The 23184-nt window shown below is 57.4% G+C and carries 16 protein-coding genes and 3 pseudogenes; 3 read left to right on the forward strand and 16 right to left on the reverse strand.

The window, feature by feature from the left end:
• Window positions 1-733 precede the first annotated feature (733 nt).
• From EJ067_RS10830 to ectB, 12 genes and pseudogenes are all read right to left on the reverse strand, one after another.
• Window positions 734-1960: an acetyl-CoA carboxylase biotin carboxylase subunit family protein gene (locus EJ067_RS10830; protein WP_126083524.1), complete on the reverse strand. Its 1227-nt coding sequence runs from the start codon at window positions 1958-1960 to the stop codon at window positions 734-736.
• 361 nt (window positions 1961-2321) lie between these two features.
• A pseudogene (locus tag EJ067_RS10835) lies at window positions 2322-3281 on the reverse strand (IS5 family transposase); the annotation flags it as partial.
• A 440-nt stretch (window positions 3282-3721) separates the two neighbouring features.
• Window positions 3722-4723, reverse strand: a complete 1002-nt coding sequence (locus tag EJ067_RS10840; protein WP_126079007.1) for an ABC transporter ATP-binding protein — start codon at window positions 4721-4723, stop codon at window positions 3722-3724.
• Window positions 4716-5726, reverse strand: coding sequence for an ABC transporter ATP-binding protein (locus tag EJ067_RS10845; RefSeq protein ID WP_126079008.1), 1011 nt, complete (start codon window positions 5724-5726; stop codon window positions 4716-4718). Before EJ067_RS10845 ends, EJ067_RS10840 begins: the two co-directional genes overlap by 8 nt.
• Window positions 5723-6652 carry an ABC transporter permease gene (locus EJ067_RS10850; RefSeq protein WP_126079009.1) on the reverse strand — a complete coding sequence of 310 codons (930 nt, stop codon included), beginning with the start codon at window positions 6650-6652 and terminating at the stop codon, window positions 5723-5725. Before EJ067_RS10850 ends, EJ067_RS10845 begins: the two co-directional genes overlap by 4 nt.
• The gene (locus tag EJ067_RS10855) at window positions 6649-7623 is read right to left on the reverse strand and encodes an ABC transporter permease (RefSeq protein ID WP_126079010.1); all 975 of its coding nucleotides are present in this window, start codon (window positions 7621-7623) and stop codon (window positions 6649-6651) included. Before EJ067_RS10855 ends, EJ067_RS10850 begins: the two co-directional genes overlap by 4 nt.
• A 27-nt stretch (window positions 7624-7650) precedes the next feature.
• Window positions 7651-9318, reverse strand: a complete 1668-nt coding sequence (locus EJ067_RS10860) for an ABC transporter substrate-binding protein (RefSeq protein WP_126079011.1) — start codon at window positions 9316-9318, stop codon at window positions 7651-7653.
• An 81-nt stretch (window positions 9319-9399) separates the two neighbouring features.
• Complete coding sequence (locus EJ067_RS10865) at window positions 9400-11163, reverse strand: CocE/NonD family hydrolase (RefSeq protein WP_126085781.1); 1764 nt, start codon at window positions 11161-11163, stop codon at window positions 9400-9402.
• A gap of 641 nt (window positions 11164-11804) precedes the next feature.
• Window positions 11805-13187 carry a PLP-dependent aminotransferase family protein gene (locus EJ067_RS10870; RefSeq protein ID WP_126079012.1) on the reverse strand — a complete coding sequence of 461 codons (1383 nt, stop codon included), beginning with the start codon at window positions 13185-13187 and terminating at the stop codon, window positions 11805-11807.
• Window positions 13188-13307: 120 nt separating this feature from the next.
• A pseudogene (locus EJ067_RS10875) lies at window positions 13308-14030 on the reverse strand (IS5 family transposase); the annotation flags it as partial.
• A 65-nt stretch (window positions 14031-14095) separates the two neighbouring features.
• The gene (locus tag EJ067_RS10880; protein ID WP_126079013.1) at window positions 14096-14482 is read right to left on the reverse strand and encodes an ectoine synthase; all 387 of its coding nucleotides are present in this window, start codon (window positions 14480-14482) and stop codon (window positions 14096-14098) included.
• Between the two features lie 10 nt (window positions 14483-14492).
• Entirely contained in the window at window positions 14493-16409 is a 1917-nt protein-coding gene (gene ectB, locus EJ067_RS10885) for a diaminobutyrate--2-oxoglutarate transaminase (RefSeq protein WP_126079014.1), read from the reverse strand.
• Between the two features lie 1148 nt (window positions 16410-17557).
• Here ectB and EJ067_RS10890 point away from each other — a divergent pair.
• Window positions 17558-18943 (forward strand): PLP-dependent aminotransferase family protein, encoded by a 1386-nt coding sequence (locus EJ067_RS10890; protein ID WP_126079015.1) that lies wholly within the window; start codon window positions 17558-17560, stop codon window positions 18941-18943.
• A gap of 224 nt (window positions 18944-19167) precedes the next feature.
• On the opposite strand, the gene EJ067_RS35655 is transcribed toward EJ067_RS10890, so the two are convergent.
• Window positions 19168-19299 carry a hypothetical protein gene (locus EJ067_RS35655; protein WP_281058980.1) on the reverse strand — a complete coding sequence of 44 codons (132 nt, stop codon included), beginning with the start codon at window positions 19297-19299 and terminating at the stop codon, window positions 19168-19170.
• 142 nt (window positions 19300-19441) lie between these two features.
• Here EJ067_RS35655 and EJ067_RS35310 point away from each other — a divergent pair, with 142 nt between their 5' ends.
• Window positions 19442-19594, forward strand: a complete 153-nt coding sequence (locus EJ067_RS35310) for a hypothetical protein (RefSeq protein ID WP_245467223.1) — start codon at window positions 19442-19444, stop codon at window positions 19592-19594.
• Window positions 19595-19717: 123 nt separating this feature from the next.
• Here EJ067_RS35310 and EJ067_RS35315 read toward each other — a convergent pair whose 3' ends face one another.
• On the reverse strand, window positions 19718-20011 hold the full coding sequence (locus EJ067_RS35315; RefSeq protein ID WP_245467224.1) for a hypothetical protein: 294 nt from the start codon (window positions 20009-20011) through the stop codon (window positions 19718-19720).
• 110 nt (window positions 20012-20121) lie between these two features.
• Entirely contained in the window at window positions 20122-21393 is a 1272-nt protein-coding gene (locus EJ067_RS10900) for a CapA family protein (RefSeq protein ID WP_126079016.1), read from the reverse strand.
• A gap of 435 nt (window positions 21394-21828) precedes the next feature.
• On the opposite strand from EJ067_RS10900, the gene EJ067_RS10905 reads away from it, so the two are divergent.
• The gene (locus EJ067_RS10905; RefSeq protein WP_126079017.1) at window positions 21829-22803 is read left to right on the forward strand and encodes a LysR family transcriptional regulator; all 975 of its coding nucleotides are present in this window, start codon (window positions 21829-21831) and stop codon (window positions 22801-22803) included.
• A gap of 118 nt (window positions 22804-22921) precedes the next feature.
• Here the strand turns inward: EJ067_RS10905 and EJ067_RS10910 are convergent.
• Window positions 22922-23081: pseudogene (locus EJ067_RS10910) on the reverse strand (ISNCY family transposase); the annotation flags it as partial.
• Window positions 23082-23184 lie beyond the last annotated feature (103 nt).

Genomic DNA, 23184 nt, shown 5'->3' on the forward strand with positions numbered 1-23184 from the left:
AGAACTTCGCCTCGTCCAGCCGCTTGGCGTAACGACACACGCCGCTGCCGTCCCACCACACGAATCTTGATCCTGTCTGCTCTTTCGCGCGGAAGACGTAAAGCCCGCCACTGATCCGCGCCGGCATCGCGCACCAGCGCCAACAGTCAGCCGCGGCTTCGCTTCCGCCGACCAGCGCCGGCGCGGACGCTGCGGGCTTGCCTCCAGCCGCTTCGGGGCCGCCTCAAGAACATGGAAACTTCTACTATCAGGCATAAGCGCAGACATAGGAATTGACACCCTGCAAGCTCCTGGGCTCCTTGCTTCAGTGTCAGTATGTCTCGCTCATCGCCGCAAGCCACGCCAGATGGGGTCAGCTTGACGCTTACTTTGGGCGACCTCGACAGCCAGGCCGAGCCGCATTCCATGCCATCGCTTCTTCCGACAGCGCCGCCGCGGGTTGCCTCCGGCCGGTTAGCAACCCCTCAAGAACATGGAGACTTCTGTCGTCAGACATAAGCCCAAAGCACGACGCGAATTGCCCGCCGCGCAGAGATTCCTCGCTCCTGGCGTTTATTGAAACTCTTATCAGTTTACTTCTGAGTTGGGTGCTATGACGAGGCTATGGAAACAAACCCTATCCCACACGCCTCAACTTTGGCATCCGGGATGAGACAATTGCACCAATGTACGGCCACGATCAGCTCTTACCATTACGCCACCTGCGGCGGCAGGTGCCAGCAGCAGATTGTTGCTATTCGGCAAGGGTCGGAAATGGTGTGATCGACCAATCGATTAAGTCGACCGCTCGCTGCAGCGTTGCCTCCGTCTGAGCATGGCTAGGTGAAGCGACGATGACATGTCCGATCGTGTCTCGGTAATCGCCTTTCCTGACGATTGGCGTTTTGGGTTGAACATAGAACTTGACCTCGGCGACACCTGACACAGCGGCTGCTCGGCTGTCGCCGCCAATCCAAGCTAGGGTGCCGTCGCGATCAGCAACAAGGAACCGCGCGGCTGCAGTCTGCAGGTCCCCCTTGCGCAGATCCCATTCGTCGCCGATCGCTAACTTGATATGTTCGGTGATTAGATCGACACCGTAAGCCAGCCGAACCAGTTGGGGATCGGGCGTGCCGGCCATTCGCGGGTTAACTTCGATCACTACTGGGCCACCCCTCGTCCACCGGAATTCAATGTTCGTTGGGCCCCAGCCAAGGTCGAGAGCTCGCAAACAGCTCAACGAAATATCGGCAATACGGTCATACTCCTCACCAGTTAGCATGGCCGGATAGGTGTACTGACGATAGACAAAATGCGGCGGAGGGCCGAAGTCACCGGCGCCAATCCCAATTACCTCATTTCCCATTATGTCAGCAGCATAGTAGGGGCCTTGTGCGAATTCCTCGACCAGTATCCTCCGCGAGGATAGCCATATGTGCTTCTCGCTCAACAGATAGGCCGTATGCTCGGCCACCTCGTCGAAGTTGCGGCACAATCGGACTCCGATACTGCCGCCGTTTACAGTTGGCTTGAGAATCACCGGCAGACCGATCTCTGCGGCAGCCCTTTCAACGTCCCTAGCATTCGCTGCCACGCGAAAGGCAGGCATCGGAACGCCTGCCTTCGCAAGAAGCTGACGTTGAGTGAATTTGTCTCGGCATCTTTCAATAGATGCGGGGTTCGGTCCAAGTAGATCGAAACGCCGGCAGAGCTCACCAACCGTCGAATAGTCCATCACTCTGCCCGTAATTCCAGCAATATGATAGGTCGCAAGTATCCGGGTACATTCGCGGATTAGCGCATTGACATCGCTTGTGTCGACGCGGATTGCCTCGATCCCTTCCGCCGCAAGATAGTCGTCGCAAGTTGGACCAGCCGAAAAGATAATTGGGTGAAGACCAAGACGCTGGGCCGCTTGGACGTATAGCAGACCACAACCCCATGGACCGCCTTCCACCAAGATGAATGCTTTCCTTCCCATTGCTTTTAATCCTCTGTTGCGAGCTGCGCGGCGGTCAGAGTGTAGATGGACCAGCTTTTTTGCCGTGCCTTCCCTCAGCCGTGCCATGAAGCTAGCATTCTCAGCGCTCTGCGGTTGCAAAGATTTCGTAAAAATTAGTGAAAGGATCTGTTGCAAGATTTGGTAGCCGGCTGTGTGATAGGAGCGTCTCGACGGGTTCTGGAGTTGCAAGGTCCAATGTCGCGAGTTGGCGGGATGCCGAGTTCCGCACGAAAAGGAGCATTGCATCTGCGGTGGCGAAGACGGTGGTTCGGATGTGACGAACGCGGGGACAATTACGATTGAGGGAACAACGAGTTCAGGAACGTGTGCGGTGGGACTGCGTGTGGCCGTCATAGGGATTGCCGGGCAGTGCTTTTGCATGCAGGGCGAACTGGCCACCCTTGGAGCGCTTCAGCGTAGTGGCCACCGACACCTTCACCCCGAACTCGTAGGGCATATGCGCCTTGACCTTGCCGATGCATTCTACCGCGTGTGCGTGCAGGCTGTGGATCTTGCGGCCGCGCTGGCGCTGGCGTTGCAACGGTGGCCGCCTGGTAGCGCGGCCATTTGAAGAGCGCATCCAGCCCCGCATCGCCGGCGATCTGGCGACCGATGTCGCGAATGGTCCGGCCGAGATAGGTCTTGAGCCTGCGCAGCGCCTTGTTCGCCCGCTTGAACTGCTTGGCGTGGGCATAGCGCTGATGGCTGATCAGCGCCAGCTTGCCGACCCGCATAGCTCTGGCGCAAATGGAGCCCCTTCCTCTTGGCCAGCCGCACCGGCCGTTCGCGCGCCCGGTGGATGAGCTTGGCGTTGGTCGGGAACATGACTTTCTTCGGCTGCACGGTCGTGTCGACGATGACCTCGCGCGTATCGGCCGGCTTCATCGCCCCGGTCTTGACCGCAAGGCTGAGGCTCTCCTGCAACCGCGCCACGATCCGCTCCTCGCCCATACGGCTGCGCCAACGCGTCATCGAGGAGCGGTCAAACGGCAGCGTATGGCAAAAGAACGTCTCGCCGGTGAGATACTGGAAGTAAGGGTTCTCCACCCAGCGCTCGCACAGCAACCTCATCCGACAGGTGGAAGGTGTGCTTGAGGATCGCCAGCCCCATCAGCCGGGTCGGCAGCGGCGGCATGCCGGGGCCGTCCGAATAGACGGCGCCGAAACGCTCCTCCAGCACCGGTGAGTCGATCGCCTGCGCCAGCCGCACCAGCTCGTGCTTCATGTTGATGATCTGATCGAGCCTGGAGCGGAACAGATCCTGCTCTCCCGTCTCGCGCTTATCGCGTGGCTTGGACATTCGCCGTCCCCTCGATTCGCCGCCGCCGAACCGAGTGAATCACGCTCCGCAGCACAAGGGAATCGCAAACCGAATTGCAGGAAACAGAGCTCATAAATCGCGAATCCCTGCAATTCCAAAGCCGCCATCCGCCTCAATCAACATGCCAGATCAATGGCTTGCGGATAGTTCACGGTCGACTTACCATGCATGCTTCAGGCGCGCCTGAAGCCCTGACAACCATTGGCAATGGCCAAACCGCCGCTGTGCACAATCCCAAATACTACTTCGCAGCGCCATTCCTTACGACGTCGGCTACTGAGTCAATATCGTGAGGCAGCGCTGGCGGGCCGCCGTGAACTTGCAAGCCTTGGATAAGCTCGATGAACCTCCCGCTCATTAGCCGATGTTGAAAGCCCGAAGGACGCGGATCCTATAGCCAATGCAGCACAAGACGGGTTTCACTGGGCGAGCCAGCACGCTGACGTGTGCTGCGGTCCCACTTCGATCGCCGGCGGCTCCTCCTCCTTGCAGCGGCCGAAGGTGCGTGGGCAACGCGGATGGAAACGGCAGCCCTTCGGAAGACGGGCGGCGCTTGGAACATCGCCCTGCAGGGCCGGCAGCTGGGGGCGATCTGAGTTGCCGCCAATCTGCGGGGTCGCGTTGCGAAGCGCGACGGTGTACGGGTGGCGGGGGTTGAATGTGATTTCGTCGGCGCTGCCGATCTCGACCACCCGCCCAAGGTAGAGGACGGCAATCCGGTCGGCGATCAACCAAGCAAGAGGCAAATCGTGGGTGATGAACAGCAGCGCCATATTGTGCTTGTCGCGCAAGTCAACCAGGACCTGAAGAATCTGTGCGCGTATCGAGACATCGAGCATCGACACAGGTTCGTCAGCGACGATGAGCTCGGGCTTCACAGCAAGCGCTCCGGCGATCACAACCCGCTGGCGCTGCCCGCCGGAGAGTTCATGTGGAAAGCGGACGAAGAAATCACTGGGAGGATTGAGCCCGGCGGACGCTAGAGCTTCGCTCACCCGCTCTGCGAGTTGGGTGGCGTTAACGACCAGCCGCAGTGAACGTAACGGCTCTGCCACAATATCGAACACAGTGTGTCGCGGGTTCAACGCCTGATATGCATCCTGAAAGATCATCTGCACGCGATGCCGATAAGGACGAAGGGCTGAGGCGCCTTGAACCGACGTCATGTCGCGGCCTTTGAACAACAACCTGCCGCCTGTTGGTTGAGCAAGCTTGGTAATGACGCGGCCCACCGTCGTCTTGCCACTTCCCGATTCTCCGACTAGGGCGACGATCTCCCCCCGTCCGATGTCGAGGTCGATCCCGTCGACCGCTCGCACGGCGCCGGCAGGTCGACCCAGGAAACAGTCGAATAGCCCGCTCTGGATAGGAAAATGGACCTGGAGGCTCTCGAGACGCAGGATGTCGGCGGTTTCAGGCATGAGCTGCAACCTTCTCTTCTTGCGGCAAGGACCGGTGAAGGTGACAGGCCACACGTCCCTGTCCGCACTCATCGAAACTAGGGATGACCGTCGCGCAAACCCCCATAGCCGACGGGCAACGCGGATGGAAAGCGCAGCCTGACGGCCGATTCATCAAGTTGGGGGGATCACCGGGTATTGGCCGAATGATCTTTTTGCCATTCGCCGGGTTCGGAATCGAGTCGATCAACAGCCTGGTGTAGGGATGCTTCGGCTTGGCGAAGATCTCGGCGACAGCGCCGTCCTCGACGATCCGGCCCGCATACATGATCATCACGCGATCACAAGTCTCGGCCACCACAGAAAGATCGTGGGTGATCAAAATGAGGGCAAGGTTAAGCCGGGATCGCAAGTCACCCAGCAATTTGAGGATCTGAGCCTGTGTAATAACATCCAGGGCTGTCGTAGGCTCGTCGCCGATAATGATTGAGGGGCGACACGCGAGGGCCATGGCGATCATCACTCTTTGTCGCATTCCGCCCGACAATTCGTGCGGATAGGCGGAACCGCGATCGGCCGGAATGCCGACGAGTTCGAGCAGCTCTCTTGCCCGCGCGATTGCTTCGCCACGCGACATGCCAAGCTTCAGCATGCATGGCTCGGCAATCTGCTTGATGATGCGGTGAACGGGATTAAGCGCATTCATCGCGCCCTGGAAGACCACAGACGTTTCACTCCAGCGATGTGGCCGCATCGCCGCGTCGTTGTCGATCGGCAGTCGGCTACCGCGATAGCGCACCTCGCCCTTGCCGACCCGTGCGTTGGGAGACAGCAGGCCGGCGATCGCCATTGCGGTCGTGGTCTTGCCACTGCCTGATTCACCGACCAGCGCCACGGCCTCGCCGGCGCGGAGCGCGAAGGTCACATTGTCGATCGCTCGCAATGAAACGCCCTTGAGCCCATAGTCGACAGCGAGACCGTCGATTTCCAGAAGCGATACCCTGTCCCGGGAGGGGCTTGTCATGGAATCACCCTGCGGCGTGGATTGAATGTGTCGTCGAGGGCATTGCCAATCAGGACGAAGCTAAGCGAAACCGTGAGCGCGCATAGCCCGGGCGCGCCGAGGTACCACCAGGCTCCAGCACTGGCCGCACCGGCGCGCTGTGCGAGCGAAAGCAGGGTGCCCCATGAAGGCTGCAACGGATCGCCAAGCCCTAGGAACGAAAGCGATGTCTCAACGTAAATTGCGCCGGCGACGACCAGAGCACCATTGGCTGCGATTTGCGGCACGAGATTTGGGAGGATGTGCCGCAGCATGATGCTGAGGTTGCTGCTGCCCGCAACGCGCGCGCGATCAACGAATGTTCGCTCCTTAAGCGACAGTGTCTGGCTGCGAACGATACGTGCGACGAACGCCCAGCTTGTCATGCCGATAACGACAATGATTACGAAAATAGAAGGACGGAAACCGAGGATTTCACCGCGCCCCATTACTTCGAGAAGCACGGGTGTGATGACCAGCGCCAGCACGAAGGAGGGAACTACAAAAAAGAAATCGGTCAAGCGCATCAGCCAGACGTCGACCCAGCCGCCAAAGTAACCCGCGGTCATTCCGACCGTAGTCCCGACGATGAGGCTAATCACGGTCGCCAGCAGCGCGATCGTAAGCGAGATCCGGGCACCATGGACGACCAGATTGAGTACGTCCCGCCCGACTTCGTCTGTCCCCAGCAGATGCTGGCTTGATGGCGATGCGAGGAAGTCACCAGCTGCGGTGGCTACGGTCTCAAGCGGGCCAACGAGGATATTGGGCACAGAAGCCAGCACAAGGAAGAACAACAAACAAGAAAGGCCAAGCCTAGCCCCACCATAGCCAAGAAATTGGCGCAGAAAATCTTTGATGACCAGGGCCCGGCTACGCGGAGAATATTTGACAATATTTTCGCTCATTGCCGGACTCGCGGATCAAGAAGGCCGTAAGCAAGATCAGCTACGAGGTTCGCAACAACGATCGATGCACCAAGCAACAGGAATATGCCTTGAAGGACTGGGTAATCCCGCGCATTGAGCGCCTCCACAGTCAGCCCGCCGATCCCTGGCCAGGCGAACACGGCTTCGACTGTGATGGCGCCGGCAACCACATAGCCAAGATTGAGGGTAATCAGCGTTACGACTGGCAGCATAGCATTACGAAATGCATGACGTATCAGCATCTGACCATTGGAGAGTCCCTTGGCCCGGGCAGTGACCATGTAATCCTCTGTGACGACGTCGCTCATTGCAGCACGAGCGACAACGACGTATTGGCCGATGAGTCCAAGGGTCACCGCCGTGACCGGAAGGGCGAGATGCCGCATGTAATCGAGCAGCCCATCAAGGGAACCGCTGACAGCGCCAGGCGAATGTGCACCATAGCCCGGGAACCAACCCAACGCCGTGCTGAAGATCACAACCAGGATCATGCCGAGCCAGAAAGATGGCGTAGAATAGAGCGCCAAGGAAGCTCCCGTAGCGATATGGTCAACGGCTCCTCCTCTGCGCCAGCCCGCATATATGCCAAGCACAACTCCGCATAAAATGGCGAGCAATTGGGCTAGACCAACCAGGGCGACGGTGGCCGGCAAGCGCTCCAAAATCAGGTCAGAGACTTGCCTACCCCTGAACTTGAAACTGTAGCCCAAATCGCCGTGGAGAGTCGCCGTCAAGTAGTCGACCATCTGGTCCGGAAACAGCGGCCGATTGAGCCCCCAATTCTGGCGCTGCGCCTCCATCTGCTCAGCGGTGACGCTGGTGCGGGCCCCGCCGAGCAAGAGCGATGCAGGGTCGCCAGGAATGACTCTGAATAGGATGAAATTCAGGGTCGCCACCATCAAGAGCGTCACAATCGCCCTGAGGAAAATCCGTCCGAGGCGCCGGCTCATCGGGTCTCGCTTTCCATCAGCGCCATCTTAGAGTGGCTTCACCCGATCGAGTGGAAAGTAGCTCCACATGGACAAGGCGTCCTGGGTCCCCCAACCTTCGAAGCAGTCCTTCCTATAGGCGTCGAGGACGAAGGGGTAACAAAGAATAATATAGGGCGCTTCGGTGTAAATCAGGCGCGCCGCCTGATCGACCAGCTCCCGGCTCTTTTTTAGGTCGACGGTATGTTCGACTTCAGACAACAGCTTGTCGAATTTGTCATTTTTCCAATACGATCTGTTGTCCTGGCCGATTGCCTTGCTGCTACCTAAGACGAGGAGGTCTTGGGGTGAAGGTGTCAACCAGTTCGAGGCGACCAGCACATCCCAACCGCCGCCACCCTTCGCCGGCGCCGCCGTCTTGGCATTAAGCGCACCAGAGTCGAACTGGGTGACCGATACGGGAATGCCAATTTGTCCGAGCCAGCCAACGACGAGTTGTACGGCCGAAGGCGGTATCGCGACCGAGTTCGCACCTGATCCGGTAATCAGCGACAGCTGGAAGCTGTTTCCATCCTTGTCCTCCCGGACGCCGTCGCCGTTGATGTCCCGATAGCCCGCAGCATCGAGCCGGCGATTAGCCTCGGCGAGATCAAAGTGACGCCTGATGTCGCCCAAGTCCGAGTAGTAATCGGTCGCCACCGGCATGGCCAGTCCAACGCCGGGATCGGCATGCCTGCGGAAGGCTCGATCCACCATGGTCTTCTGATCGATCGCGTAGCCGATCGCATCGCGAAACGCCCGATCCTGCAGGGCCTTTGTACTACCGGCCCCGTCTCCGGATGCGGTGTTGAAAGCCAGGTAAATGCGCTGCTCGATGCGCTGCTGACCGACCACGATGGCGGGATCCTCCGAGAGGTCGGCCCATTGGGCTGCCGTCAGATACACACCATAATCGATATCTCCGCTCTTCAGACTCTGCGCGATCGGATCAGCCGTATCGAAGAAATGGAAGACCATGCCGGCCGCCGCCGGCGGCCCCGCGCGGAAGTACTTGTTCGGCACGAGCCGGGCAAACTGCCCCTGCTGAAACTCAGAGACGATCATGGGCCCCGTGCCCACCAGCGGCGGGGAATTGCGAAACTTGCCGCGCGCATCCGCATGGCTGATGTCTTTCCAGATGTGCTCTGGGACTATCATATTAAAGTTGGCAACTGGCCAACGAGTGGGAGCCTTGGTCACGATTTGCAAAGTCTCGTCATCGAGAGCCGTGATGGACTCGACTTGCTCTACGCCGGTAGTGTTGTTCCAGCCGATGCTCAGCTCGTCGGGCGTGCCCAGGGAGTCACGCAGATAGTTGTAGGTGAATGCGGCGTCTCTTGCGGTGGCAGGCTGGCCGTCTGACCACTTCATGCCAGGCCAGATCTTGAACGTCCAGGTGAGGTTGTCGTCGGCAACGGACCACTCTTTGGCAAATCCCTTCCGATCGGGATGGCGCTGGGCGTCCACACCGACCAGAAAGTCATAGGTGAAGGCCGTCGGCCAGAACGAACTCCAGGTGGCAAAGGGGTTCATCGTGTCGGGCGAAACGGTTGCGCCCATGCGCACGGTGTGATTGCCGCATGTAGATGCGGCAAATGCCGTTGAGCGCATAATCCAGGGCGCAGCTGATACAGCCAGCATTGCCTTCATGACGGCTCGGCGGTGCGATTTATTCATACTATCCTCCCTCGGGAACTTAATTCCGCTTCTGTTATTCTACGGCAAGTTATGTGGCGCCTGGTGCGCTGGATCGAAGGATCACGGAATGGGCAGCCCCCCAGGCACGAATTCAGTTCCTTTTCGAAAGGGTTGAGCTCGCAAGGAGCTGTATTCAGGCGCGGGCGCTTGGGCCACCGCGCCCATAACAACGGGAAGGAGAATTTTCGACGGGTATCTCTCCGAATGATAAATCCTGTTGATGGACGGAGCGCCGGCGGGAATGCTGCCGAAATTGGGATGCGGGATGGGATTTGGAGCACCGAGGGTTAGTTCGAGGCTGTGCCCTTGCCGGACAACGTGAGCGATCGGTGCCAGCAATGACATCCGTAATTCGTAGATTTCACCTGGGACGAGTTTCTCGAACTTGCGAAATAGATGAACTACTTCGTCCGCAGAGCTCCGCGCGTCGTCTATTGCGCGGAGCGAAGCGCGCAGCAGGCCCGATTGAAGGAAAAGTACGTTGCCATCAGCATCGATGTCTTTCAACGTCAATTCCAGGTCGGCATCATCCCCATTGTCGATGCTGAGATAGAGCGTTATTTCTGGGTTTCCAAGCAGCGTCATATCTGAGACGGCTGCGGCCGTCCGGTAGTTCAAAACACCTTCCTTATATGGCTGAATCGCGAATTGCTGATTGCTTCCGTAGAGTTCTGTTCCCGCTGGGTAGAGGTAGGCGCGAGAGCCCTCGTTCGAGCTGGCAACAGGCTTCTCAGGCGAGATCCAAGCGTCGGTGGTGAGATAATAGGGACGGCGCTCAACCTTCGGTTCTGGCCAGGTCTTGTGCCTCGTAACCCAACCCGCAACCGACTTCTTAGGATCTCCATTGGGCTGGCGGACCTCCCAATATACGGTCACCGGCGAGTCGTCCTCTATTCCATTCTCGACACCTTTCACCCAACGGTCTAGGAATTTCATTCGCTCCTCGTCTACTAGGCTATAGCCGTTCGGCCCAGGTCCGCCAATCATGTGATCACCGTTCATCAGGACAAGCTTCTTGTGCTCAACGTTCGGCATCAATTCGGTAAATACCCGAGCACTTTCCCTAACTGCACAGCCGTAGGTGTCTTGCCACGAAGCAATAATCATGGTGGGCACAGCGACCTTGCCGGCGATCTCATCACGGGCCAGAAAGATCGAATCCCACCATTCATCCTTTAGTGGGTGCTTTCGAACCTCGTCAAAGAACTGTCGCTTGACGACCTGCCTGTCGCTCCCACGAATTGCAGCACATTCAGTATCGCCCGCGCTGATACGGCCCTCCGCCCCGCTAACCTGGGTGATGAATTCACTGTTGAGCGACCATCCAGCAGTTATGTCGAGTTGGAGCATTCCGCCCAGGTATATCCAGTCCTCGTACCCGTCTTCGACGCCAGTCGGCACGATCGCCTTCAAATGAGGAGGCCGTTCTGCTGCGACCCAGAACTGAACCGTACCGCCAGATGAATTGCCAATCATCCCAACATTGCCGTCGCTCCAAGGCTGTCTAGCAATCCATTCGACCACTTCGGCGCCATAAACCCCTTCCTTGCGGTCCATCCAATTGTCGATGATACCTTCAGAACAACCGGTCGCAGGAAAGTTGGCGCCAACGAAAGCGTAGCCAGCTTCAAGAAAAGGCTTTGCCACGTCGAAGGCGGCGAAACTCGCCGCGTATGGGGAGTACCAGAAAACGCTCGGGCAGTGATTAGAGAGCCAAGCTTTTTTGTAATAGCAAATATAAGCGATGCGCGTTCCGTCGGCCATGGGCACGTAGCCGATATCGCGCACCACTTCAGTTCCATTAAGATCGGCGTTGATTATCATCTGCTGATCTATCTCCCACCGTCTCCATCGCTTATAGCTACGCAATAACAGACCACACTTACTCTTTACGACACAACGTCACCGAGGTTGTTATTGGGAGCCTCAACGAGTGGAGCTACCGTAGAATAAACAGAACTGTTTCCGTATCTGACACCGCAGGACCCAACCTCATTGACATGCAGGCTAGCACATAATTGTTTCGTTTCAATATCAATATCGTATCATGACAATATTCTGCATGGTTGCAATGACTACTGAGGCACCTGCAGGAATGGCAGATCGCATAGAGCGGCTCATCAGGCAGGATCAGGGGCTGGGCCCGCCGTCAACTGCGGGTGCATCTTTCATAGTCGGGTGTCTTCGGTTGGCGAATGCGGGCTAGCGGCGATCCAGCCAGCGCGGCACCACAACGAGAAAAAATGGAAAGCGCGATGAGACAGTGGGCACTAGCGTTCCCATCGCGTTAGAGAAGCTTGTGCCCTGCAATGCGGAGGGAACTAAGTCATGTCATCAGGAAACAATCTCATGACAAGATTACTGATCGCTCAATTTCGGGCAATCTGTTGTATGTGCATGCTGTTATCACAAAACTTCTGGACACCCTTGGTCTGGCCTGAGGGCAGCCTTTTGGGCGACATGTATTAAATGGCCAACAGAAGATGCTCAGGATCGCCAAACAGCAGCTTAACGACGCCAAGCCCGGCGCGTAGTTCCCCCTCGGCGGTCGAGCCCAGCGAGATGCGCACTGCCGGCCGCCAAGGCTCCTGCGAAATGCGAAACGACGCGCCGGGCGCGATCGCCACGCCATGCAGGCGGGCCTGCGAGACGAAACTTTCCTCGGCGCGGTCGCCGGGCAGCTGCAGCCACAGATGCAATCCGTCACGATGGACACGATAGTCGACCCCGGCAAGCACCTGGGCGGCAATCTCCTGCCGCCACCGCAGCGCCGAACGTTGCCATCGCACGAGTTCCATCGCCGTGCCGTCGGTCACCCATTTTGTGGCGATCTCCGCCACCATCGGCGTCGCCATCCAGTTCGAGACGAGATGCCGGTTGGCAGCGGCCGCAACATAGCGGTCGGGCGCCGCGAGATAGCCGATGCGCAGGCCGGGCACGGTAATCTTGGTGAAGGAGGTGACGTAGAGCGTGCGCTCCGGCGCGAAAGCCGCGACCGGCGGCGGCCGGTCCTCGACCAGGGGTCCCAGCACATCGTTCTCGATGATGGCGATGTCATGCTTACGCGCGACAGCGGCGATCTCTTCGCGCCGACGTGCGTCCATCAGCGTCGCCGTCGGGTTGATCACCGAAGGTTGTACGAACACCGCGCGAATGTCGGTAAGCTGGCAGGCCTCGTCGAGCGCTTCCGGTATCAGGCCGTTGCCGTCGATCGGCAGGCCTTCGAGGTTGAAGCCGAGATAACGCGCCAGTGGCACCAGCGTGTGGTGGCCAATTGCTTCGGTGGCGACGGTTGAGCCGGGCGGCGCGACGCTCATCAGTGCCACCGTCATCCCGGCCGTGGCCCCGTTGGTCAGGCTGATATTCTGCGCCGAGACATCCAGCCCGCACAGTTTCAGCCAGTCCACCGCCACCGCACGGTGGCGCGGAAACACCATGTTGGGCCGGAACGACAGCGCCGAACTGGACGGGAGGTTTTCGGCGAGCCAACCCAAGGCCTGCTTCAGCCGCTCCAGATGCATCGGCTCGCAGACCGGCTTCAGGATGGAGAGGTCGATGACTTCGCCGAGGCGCTCCGGCAAATAGGGCGGCTCCGGTTCGCGGCGCTGCGTCTGCACGAAACTGCCGCGGCCGATCTCGCCGGAGACCAGGCCCCGGCGAATCAGTTCCTCATAGGCGCGGCTGACGGTCTGCACCGAAAGTTTCAAATCATCGGCGAGGCGGCGATGCGTCGGCAGTTGCTCGCCATTGGCCAGCCGTCCGTCATGGATGGCGCGCGCGAACTGGTCGGCGAGCGATTGATAGGCCGGCCGCCGGATGAGCGCAGGATCTGGACGCCACAATGTCATGAGTTATTAGAGATCGAAATCAGTGCAATTGACAATCGAAATAATGCACGCCATGTTGGATCGTCGACCGTTGCGCGGTGCATCACACTGGGCGCCGACAAGGCCTATGACGTGCGAGAGCGCATCACGCTCGCCTGTGCCCGTGGCCTGGGTAATGCTACCATCGATCGCAAGCTCATGACGGTTCTCCATCAGCGCATTCCCCATTTCACAGAGCCTCGCCGGCTGCCCGTCGCCCTTCTTGTAGAGCCGCGCCTGCGGGTCGCTCGTGCTCTGATGTGTGTCATTGGAGCGCTTCTCCTTATGAAAGCCGCGCTCGGCGTTGCGACCCGCTCCATCCGGGTCGTCTCCGTCCTTACGACGGAAGCTCTTGATCGAAGCCCAGGCCTCGATCAGCGTCCCGTCCACCGAGAAGTGATCCGACGACAAAAGCCGCTTCACCCGTGGCTGAGCAAGCACCGCGCGCAGAAACTTTGCTGCAATCTCACCTTCCAGCAGCCGATCCCGGTTCTTGGTAAAGCTCGAATGATCCCAGGCCTGCTCATCAACGCCGAGCCCCACGAACCATCGGAACAGAAGGTCAAATTCCATCCGCTCCATCAATTGACGCTCCGAGCGAATGCCATAGAAGGCCTGCAACAGCATCGCGCGCAGCAACCGTTCCGGCGCGATCGACGGGCGGCCGAGTCCGGGCGGATAAAGCACCGCAAAATCGCCGTCCATCTCCACAAGAGCCGCGTTCACGATCTCCCGTATCACCCGTAGCGGTTGGTCTCGTCGAACACGCGCCTCAAGGTCGACATACGAAAACAGCGAGCCTGTCCGTTCGTCTGAGCCGCGCATCCACAAATCCCCAAATCACCCGGGAAGCAGTGAATCACGATCCAAACAACCGCGCGGGCACTTCTTCAACAGCCTGCTAGAGGATACGCGCCTGTGTCATCATGCACCTCCCCGCCGGCCAAGGGAGGGACAAAGACACAGGCCAATACCATTTCGGTCTCGGCACACAGCAGATGAGGGTCATTCTTGTCGAGAGCGTAAATTATACCAGCTCGCACGAGATGGACCTGATGTGTCTGTGAATTCTCGATGGAACCCCTTCCAGAGATGCAGTAAACCGCCTCAAGGTGGTTCCGATAGTGCATATTCAACCGGGCGCCCGGATGCATCGTCGTGATATGGAAGGAAAAGCCCATCCCATCGTTCTGGAGGAGCAACCGCACGCTTTCCCAGCTCGCCGTCTGGACCCGCCTGGCTGTCAGTTTCTCCTCATTCAAATCCCTGACGATCATGATTCACCTCTTATGCCTTGTGTTGCGCTACCGTCTTCACTGGTCTGCCCATCACGCGATCGATAACGTCCTCGAGGATGTCGATGCCTTGGTTAAGCTGATCCTCCTCAATGACGAGAGGTGGCAGACACTTTACGACCTCGTCTTTGGGACCAGCGGCCTCGAGAACAAGACCATTCTGAAAGGCGGCGTTGATGACCTGACCGGCAACTTCGCCAGACTTTAAATCGATGCCTCGCATCATACCACGACCTTTGGCTGACACTCGATCTGGGGCGTATTTTTGTGCGATATGATCAAGGCGACTCTTCAGCAGATTGCCCTTTTTCCTGACCGACGCTGCCAAGTTGTCCGTTCGCCAGAAATGCTCTAGGGCTGCCCGCGCGGTGACGAAAGCATGGCAGTTGCCGCGGAACGTCCCGGTGTGCTCTCCCGGCTGCCACAGATCTAGTACTCGATCGATCAGGACGACAGCCATAGGCAAACCATACCCCGATATCGATTTGGCCATCGTAATGACGTCTGGACGGAGCCCCGATTCTTCGAAGCTGAAGAATGCATCGGTCCGGCCAACACCCGCCTGAATGTCATCGACGATCAGCAGAGCTCCGTGTCTGCGCGCACTGGCCGCGACTTTTTGGAGCCACTCGGCGCCCGCGACATTTAGGCCGCCTTCGCCCTGAACTGTCTCGACAATCACCGCAGCCGGCGCGTCCACACCGCCTGAGGGATCCGAGAGCAGGTGATCAAGGTAGTCGGCGGTGTCTACAGTGGACCCAAGATACCCGTCATAGGGTAGCCGCGTGACGCCGCCAAGCAACTGGCCGGCGGCGGCGCGGTGGTATCTGTTGCCGGTGCAGGAGAGAGCGCCAAGGCTCAGGCCATGAAAGCCATTGGTAAAAGCTATGATGTTGGACCGACCAGTAATCTTGCGGGCTAACTTGAGGGCAGCCTCCACCGCGTTAGCGCCGGTTGGGCCGGGAAACTGAACGACGTAGTCGAGCTGTCGCGGTCTGAGAATCGTCTCATCCAATTCCCGCAAGAAAGACTCCTTGGCTTCACTATAGAGATCGAGACTATGCGTGACGCCGTCGCCCGCAATGTAATCTGCGAGCGCGCTCTTCAGCTCAGGAGGATTGTGACCATAGTTTAGACTTGAGCACCCCATCAGAAAATCCAGATAGACCGTTCCATCGCGCGCAAACAACTGAGCCCCCCGCGCTCTCACGAAAACTGCAGGAGCGCGACGGGAGTAGCTCCGCACTTGAGACTCAAGATGGTGGAAAATCGCGAATTCGCCCCCGCGATCAAATGCACTACGGTCACTCATCGTTGCCTCCTTATTTGCGTCTTGGCTTGGCAGGTCGGCGGGCATGGCCGTAATAGGGAGGATGGAGCGTACGATCGGGCCGATGGCAATTGTATACTCGCTCTCGCGCTGTCCCTTAAAATCGACGTCGCAGTCGAAGCGCGCGGCCGTCCGGATTGGCGCGCGCAGATCCCGAGCCACACTTGCAAAGAACAACTTGGAAGGCCTGTTGCTGAGCGTCACGGTGGCCTCAACGTGGGTCACGCTCTCGCACGATAGCCTGTTCAGAGCTGAGATGATCAGCCCTTTCCCCACGCCTATGCTGCGTACCTTAGGATGCACGGCAATCTGCCAAATGAAGAGTGTCGATGGCTCTCGTGGCGGTCGATAGGCCGCCAGCCACCCAACCACCTCACCAGCTCGCTCTGCGAGCACGCAGGTGTCCGCAAAATCAGTGCAGAGCAGGAGCTCGCAGTAAAGCGAGTTCCGGTCCAGCTGCGGGCAGAGCGCGATGAGATCCCAGACATCGACTGCATGATTGTCCGTTGGCTGTCGGAATGTCACTCCCGCCAACCGGCCGCCGGATCGTAAAGAGATCTTCTGGGGATCACTGACCATCGGAACTCCTCCGGGCGAATGCCATTTTTCAGTGTTACGTCAGTTGGCACAGAGATGCTGCTAGAGCCAGCTGCGTTACACGCCACGTTAGTGAAGAGTCGCTTCTCATTGCAGCAGTCCGTTTTTTCTGAAATCTGCAGCGACTGTGGGATAGCACTCGCGAACACGCTTGTGGGTAAAATTTTTGTAAAATCGTCTTTGCACATGCTCACCGCTGGAACTTTGAGAAGCACTCCTGCGGGATATCTCAGCTTTGTTGGGCTTGGATGGGCAGTTACTCGGGATCTCTTGCAAACAATGTTCGAAGTGCTGCAAAGCTCTGAATAGAGGCCGAGCGACCGCTTTGCGTATTGCCTGGCCTGCTTGAGCTGCTAAACGGCCACCAAAGCGATCCGGCCCGAAGTTGCATCAGCCCACCGCAAGGTGGTCGGGCCAATTGCATGCTCCACACTGCCAGCGTTCGTTCGTATCTGGTCAAGCACGGTAGGTCCATGACTGTCGAATAAGGCCAATGCCGCATTGGCCTTTCCCCCTTGGAGGACGCGCTTTTCGTGATGGCTACTCGTGAATTCGACCAAGTTTATGAAAAAATTCGGTGCCCAATAACCACTGTTGGTTTGTCGACAGCGCGGAGCGTTGGTGTTTGGGGTCCCTCTCCTCCTTCACTCTCATCTAAGTCATTGCGTTGACAACGTGAATCCCTTTCAAAGCTCTTTCCGCGGCAGTTGGCACGATTCTTGTTGCTTTCTCATCACATGGTGGCGGAGCCGCCAACTGAACCGGGATCGCTGGACGAGTTGAGGAAAAGTAAATTTGTCAGGTCTGCTACATATGGCAAAATTTAGATGTCCTGATGTGGCGACCACGGGGCACCGAGCGTCTGACTTACGAGCCTCCGCTGGCGAGTGACGAATGCAGTGTCTCCAAAGGACCGCCACAGGCTTGTTCGACCCCTTGTTCTCAGGGACGCATTTTTCGGATGGCAGCCGTGAGGCATTTTCCTAGAGTGCAGTGTATTTCTCGACCACACTAGATAGATTTGCTGGCTCCGCAGTTATCTCTATCGCGTAATATTTGCTTTTCTGTAGGTTAACTATATTCGCCTTACCCCCCGAATACAATATGGTAGGGCGCTCCAAGGGCACAAAGTGGCATACTGGCGACCTGACCCGGCGCACCTGCGACGCCCGGCTTATCTCTCACTTGCCGAGCAGATTGCTACTGCGATTCGCGACGGTAGACTGACTGCCGGCACAAGGCTTTGGCCGCATCGGAAGCTTGCACATTCCCTAAACCTTTCTGTTCAGACGATCAGCCGCGCCTATAATGAACTGATCCAGCGCGGGTTGATTTCGGCCCAGATAGGCCGCGGCAGCTTCGTGCAGATGCTCCCGAAGGTGTCCGCCTCCCCTTACCTACCCGAGCGTTTTCCCAATCTAATAGATCTTTCAATTTTGGAGCCAATTTGCGAGCAGATCCATTTCGAAAAGATGCGTCAGGCCTTGAGATGGCTTTCCGTCAACCTCGCATCGGACTCGGCTATGTCGCTCCGCCCGATTACAGTTCTCCCGCATCATCGCTTGGTCGGCGCCGAATGGCTTGCCTGTTGCGGGCTAAATGTCTCACCCTTGAACATCAGCCTAACGAATGGCGCGACGCCAGGTTTGATGGTTGCTCTGATGAGCGCTGCCCCACCTGGATCAAGCATTGCCACCGAGGTGCTCAGTCTTCACACGCTCGTGCCACTGTCGAGCTATCTTGGACTGCGTCTGCAGGGACTTGTGACTGATGAGGAGGGAATGATTCCAGAGGCGCTGGACGAAGCTTGTCGGAAGGGGCCGGTCCGCGCCGTGTTCCTCGAGCCATCGGTGATTAACCCCCTGGCGGCGTTGATGAGCGAGACTAGGCGCAGACAATTGGCCGACGTCGCGGCGCGCCATGACGTTGCTATTATCGAGAGCGATGTTCTCGGCCCCCTGGTCGAGGATCGCGCGCCACCTATTGCAGCGTTTGCACCTGACCGTACCATCTATATTACAAGTTTCACAAAAATTACGTTGCCTGGTCTTCGTTTAGGTTACCTCGTGACACCCGACCGCTATGTCGCTGCCGCTGCCAACCGCCATCTAGTTGCCAATTGGACGGCAACGCCAGCAATTGCCGACATCGCGACCCTTTGGGTCCGCGACGGAACTGCTTTGGAACTCGTTAAATGGCAACGCGAAGCCTTGAATAACCGTCATTCACTTGCTGCTAAGATGTTGTCCGGACTCTCCTATAACGCCCATCCGCAAAGCCTCCATCTTTGGCTGCCGCTGTCTCGCGGACATACCGAGTATTCCTTTGTCTCCCAGGTTCGGCTTGGAGGTGTTATGGTTGCGCCTGGCTCCTCATTTCGAACGACCGACCGAGACGGAACGCCCGCCGTGCGCATCTCACTCGGGTCAACAACGGAGGGTGAACTGCGCGCCGGTCTTGAAATCGTCGCATCTTCCCTACGGGGGACTCCAGAACCTTTGGTGCCAGTTTTTTGATTTCCTCCTCGGCGAGAAAACGCACGCATGACCAAGTTGTTCGAGGAGGAAGTGCTGCCGGTAGTACCTACATTCCGCGATACGCACGCGGTACGCGATACGCACCCGGTAAGAGACCAAGCTCGCCTAAACTCTTGAAAAGGGATCGAGCAAATCCAGCTCTGATCTCGTGGACTTCGGCTAGGCACCTTGTTGGGCAGAATGTTCGAGTTCGCGTCCGTGACCTACACCTTAAGGGCGGTTTCCGTCATCAGCGCCGCGCCTTCAGCGATCTTCTTCACCCGCTCGAATAGGTGTTCCGCCTCCAGCAAATGCGGCGAGCGCACAAGATAGAGTGATTCCGCATAGGCCGGCACGACGTTCGGCGCATCGCCGCCCGCGCTCTAGCGTAATACACGCGCGCATCGGAAGGCATGTGCTCACGGATGTAATTCACGCCCACGTTCATCAGCTCCACCGCGTCGAGCGCGCTACGGCCCACGTGAGGGAAACCGCCGCATGCGACGCGCCGCGGCCCGTGAAGCAGAAGCGAGCTTGGATGCAGGCAAGCGACGAAGCGGTTTGCACCTCGTCGACAACGTTGGGGTGCCAGCAGAAGGCGGCATCGAGATCATCGAAGAAACCAGCCCGCGCCATGAAAGTCTTGCCTGAGCCGCTCTCCTCCGCCGGTGCAGCCGTAATAGCGCACCGTGCCCGCGATGCCTTCCCTGCAAGTGCATCCTTCAACGCAACGGCCATGCCCGGACGCGCCCTTCCTAGTAGGCCTGTGCCCGGTCACGCCCGAAACTTGCGCGAGTCCCGGCAGCGCATCCAACTCCCCCAGAAAAACCGAGGATAGACCCGCCGCTTCCATGTTCCGCCAAGAAAGGCCGTGGGCATGCCGCCGACTTTTTTCCCGATGCGAAAGCCCTCTTGCTCCAGTAAGGCGATCTGCTCAGCGACCGAGCGATGCTCCTCGAAGGCGAGTTCCGGCATGGTCCAGATGCGATCACTTAGTGCACAATAATCGGCGCTCTTGGTGTCCACACGCCGGGCGATTTCATGAAGGCACAGGCGGTCGTTGTGCACTTCCTATTTTTTCTCATTGTCGGATTTGCGCACTTAGGATCGCGCGCTTTCAAAACACGTCCGGCGCCAATCATCGGGGTGCTGCGCCTGTTCGAGGCGCGTGGATGGGGCTACGTCCTCGCGGTGACCTCGACGCTGCGTCGATTTCCGTAGGGCAAAATAACCCGAGCATCCTCCACTACGATTCTTGTTCCATACTTCTGCGAGCGTCGAGACAGATCTTCCAGCATGGAATAAGCTAGCTCTTTTGAAGCGGGTACGGGCACAATACGCTCATGATAATTTTTGCTGCTAAGCCATTGCTCTCCCCCAATCACGATTGGAGTGAGGTCGATTGACTGCAAATGGTTTTTGCCATCGAAGCTGCATGTCGCGACGATGCTTTTCCAGATGTCCGGCGAACTCCATTCGTCCTCCCCTTCAGGTAGATGAAAAAGGAAATTTCCCAATCCATAGAAGATCGGAGCTCCCCGGTAAACTTCAATCGGTTGCAACACCGGTGCGCCGTGGCTGGCGAACGCGTTCGCTCCGGCATCAACACAAGATCGCGCAAAAGACTGAACCCACCCCGGAACCTCGCGCCAATCCGGTTCCCAATGATGATGGTGAAGGTAGGAGATGACGAAGGCACCTGCGGAGGAGGCCTTCCGGATCGCTGCAAGCTGAGCTTGTAGGCTTTCCTCATCGAGGATGATCCTGCGGCAGTTCTCGGGCGATCGGCGAAAAATGGTTCCGTAAAAGTCAATCTCATCGGACGATGTCGGTTCGCGAGGATCGTTCGGCTGCGCGTAGTTTCCGCGCTCCATAGCGTTGCTTAGGAACATTTCTTGAATGGCACGCAGGTTCGCGAATTTTTTATCATCCACCTCGAATACCCGCGAGACGTCGAGTTTGTTCACCCCTGGTCGAGCAGGACGGGTGTCAGTCGCATTGTCAGCATACATTATAGCTGGCCCGGGGCCGGCATCCATCGAGACGAGAGCGACCTTCCTCTTTCCGAATTGCTTTATACCAGCCTTACTCGCGTCGGTGGCATCCACGCCAATTCCAGCATGCAGAAACTCACGCTGGTCCACTTCCTCAAGCGTGGACAGCACTCCTGCAGGCCCAAGATCGAACGCATGATTATTAGAAAGAGCAAGTGCGCTAAAGCCAATATCCTTCAAACTATCTAAGACGACCGATGGAGAGCACTGGAAATAAGCGCCCTTCATTGGCCAACCACCATGCCGGCCGAGAATGGTGGTCTCTAAATTCGTGAACGAGACGTCTGCGTTCTGGATCAGTTCTTTAATTGCGGCAAATTCCCCACCCGATACGTGCCGGAGGTCATGGTAAATGAGAGACTGTCCAGTTAACGCAATAGTAAACGACGAGCGCATGATTTGAGTCGGACCTCTGTATATCAAAGTTAGCGGCGGCTTCCCTTAGAGCAAGAGAGACTGCAGTGAACCTGATAGGTACTTTTGGATCTAAGGAGATATTGCCGCCGAACGATTGTCAAACAACTTTGACGCGAAAGGTCACTTGTGCTTTGCCTTGGACGTTTGGTTGAACGCGCCGATTAAATCTGTGTCATCCTTTTAGGGTGTTCTCTTATTATGAACTCTCAGCGCCTGCCGGGTGGCCGATAATCTACTACATCAGATCTGATGCTTTTCCCTGACGTGCTCGATCATCTAGTTTGCATGCCGAAAGATGAGAGGAGCCGCAAAAATCGTCAATTTATTAAATTTTTGTGACGCCCTATTAATTTTCCTGATATAGTCACAAATGGATCCTTGGGCTATCGGCAGCTGCAAATTCGGGCAAACGCAATGGAAGAGCTTTCAGGCCGAAACAGCAAGCCCGCGTTCAGGTCCGCTCAGATTTTCCGGGAGATCATTAGGACCGGCTCCACAAGGCGGGCTGGCAGAGAACTCGGCATCACCCAGTCGGCCGTAAGCCAGTATCTCAAACTGTTCGAAGACGCTGTTGGCGAAAAGCTGTTCACGCGAGATCGCCGTGGCCTAATCCCCACCACACAAGCGATCGAAATTTATAATCGGCTCGACAGATACTTCGAGACACTAGGGCGCATCGAGAAGGAAATTACCAACTCTTTGCGCAAAAAGGAAAACCGTCTGACCATTGCCGCACCGCATATACTCTCGTTCGGACTCGTCCCGAAAATCGTTCTCGCGGTCGACAATCTGGATCCGTCACTGGAGTTTCACTTCAAGGCACAACGATACGATCAAATAGCACAAAGTGTGGTGACGGGGGAGGCCGACATCGGAATCTCTCGGCTGCCGTTAGACGAGCGCTTCTTTGAATGGCACATAGTGGCCGAAAGCAAAAGCGTCTGCGTATTGCATCCTGACCATCGTCTTGCTGATAAAGACATCATAACTGTAGACGACATTGCACATGAGCCGCTTATCCTTCTGGAGGCGGAATACGCATCGAACAAGATGGGAAACTTGACGTTCGGTAGGGGAGAATTTCCAGCAAAACCTAAGATCTATTCGGACACAATAGGCTTGGATGCGTCCTTTATCGCCTATGGAATCGGTATCACGGTCGATAATGAATTTATTTCGAAGCATTACCAAATGTTCGATTTGAGGATCATTCCTTTTGAGCCGGCAGCCACATACCATTATGTGGTATTTTGGCGCCGCGGCAGTGAAAAGTTTTCGCGCCACTCGGCAATTGTGGAGGCATTTATAGAGGTAATAAGGCGGGACCAATCATCGAGAGAACGACGCCCCGGTTACAAGACAGAGATGCTCGAGGCGGGCGCACGCTAGGTTGGTCTTCGTTCATAAACGCTTCTTTTCTAACGCATTACAGGCATTTAGCTTGTCCAGAAGGCATCGTCTGGTATGGGCGGGCGGGAGCGCGCTGGTGGTCGGCAAAATGTCGTCCCCAGGTCTCAGGCCGGATCGCGCTGATCGTCTTTTGCAGCACCGACTTCTGCGGGCTCGCATGGACGACGGCAGCCGCGCAAAGCCCGAAACGATGCGGAGTCCTCCATATGGAAGGGCAGCTCCTGATAACTCAGTTGGCGGTGCTGCGTGAGGAGCGCACTGCTTCGGCCGGCGGCCCTTGCTCGGGAACTCGACATCGTCGCCGAGCATCGCGACTAAACATGATCGTGTCGGACAACCTCCTAAGCGCGGAACGAAATG

Source organism: Mesorhizobium sp. M1D.F.Ca.ET.043.01.1.1 (assembly GCF_003952385.1).
GTDB lineage: Bacteria > Pseudomonadota > Alphaproteobacteria > Rhizobiales > Rhizobiaceae > Mesorhizobium.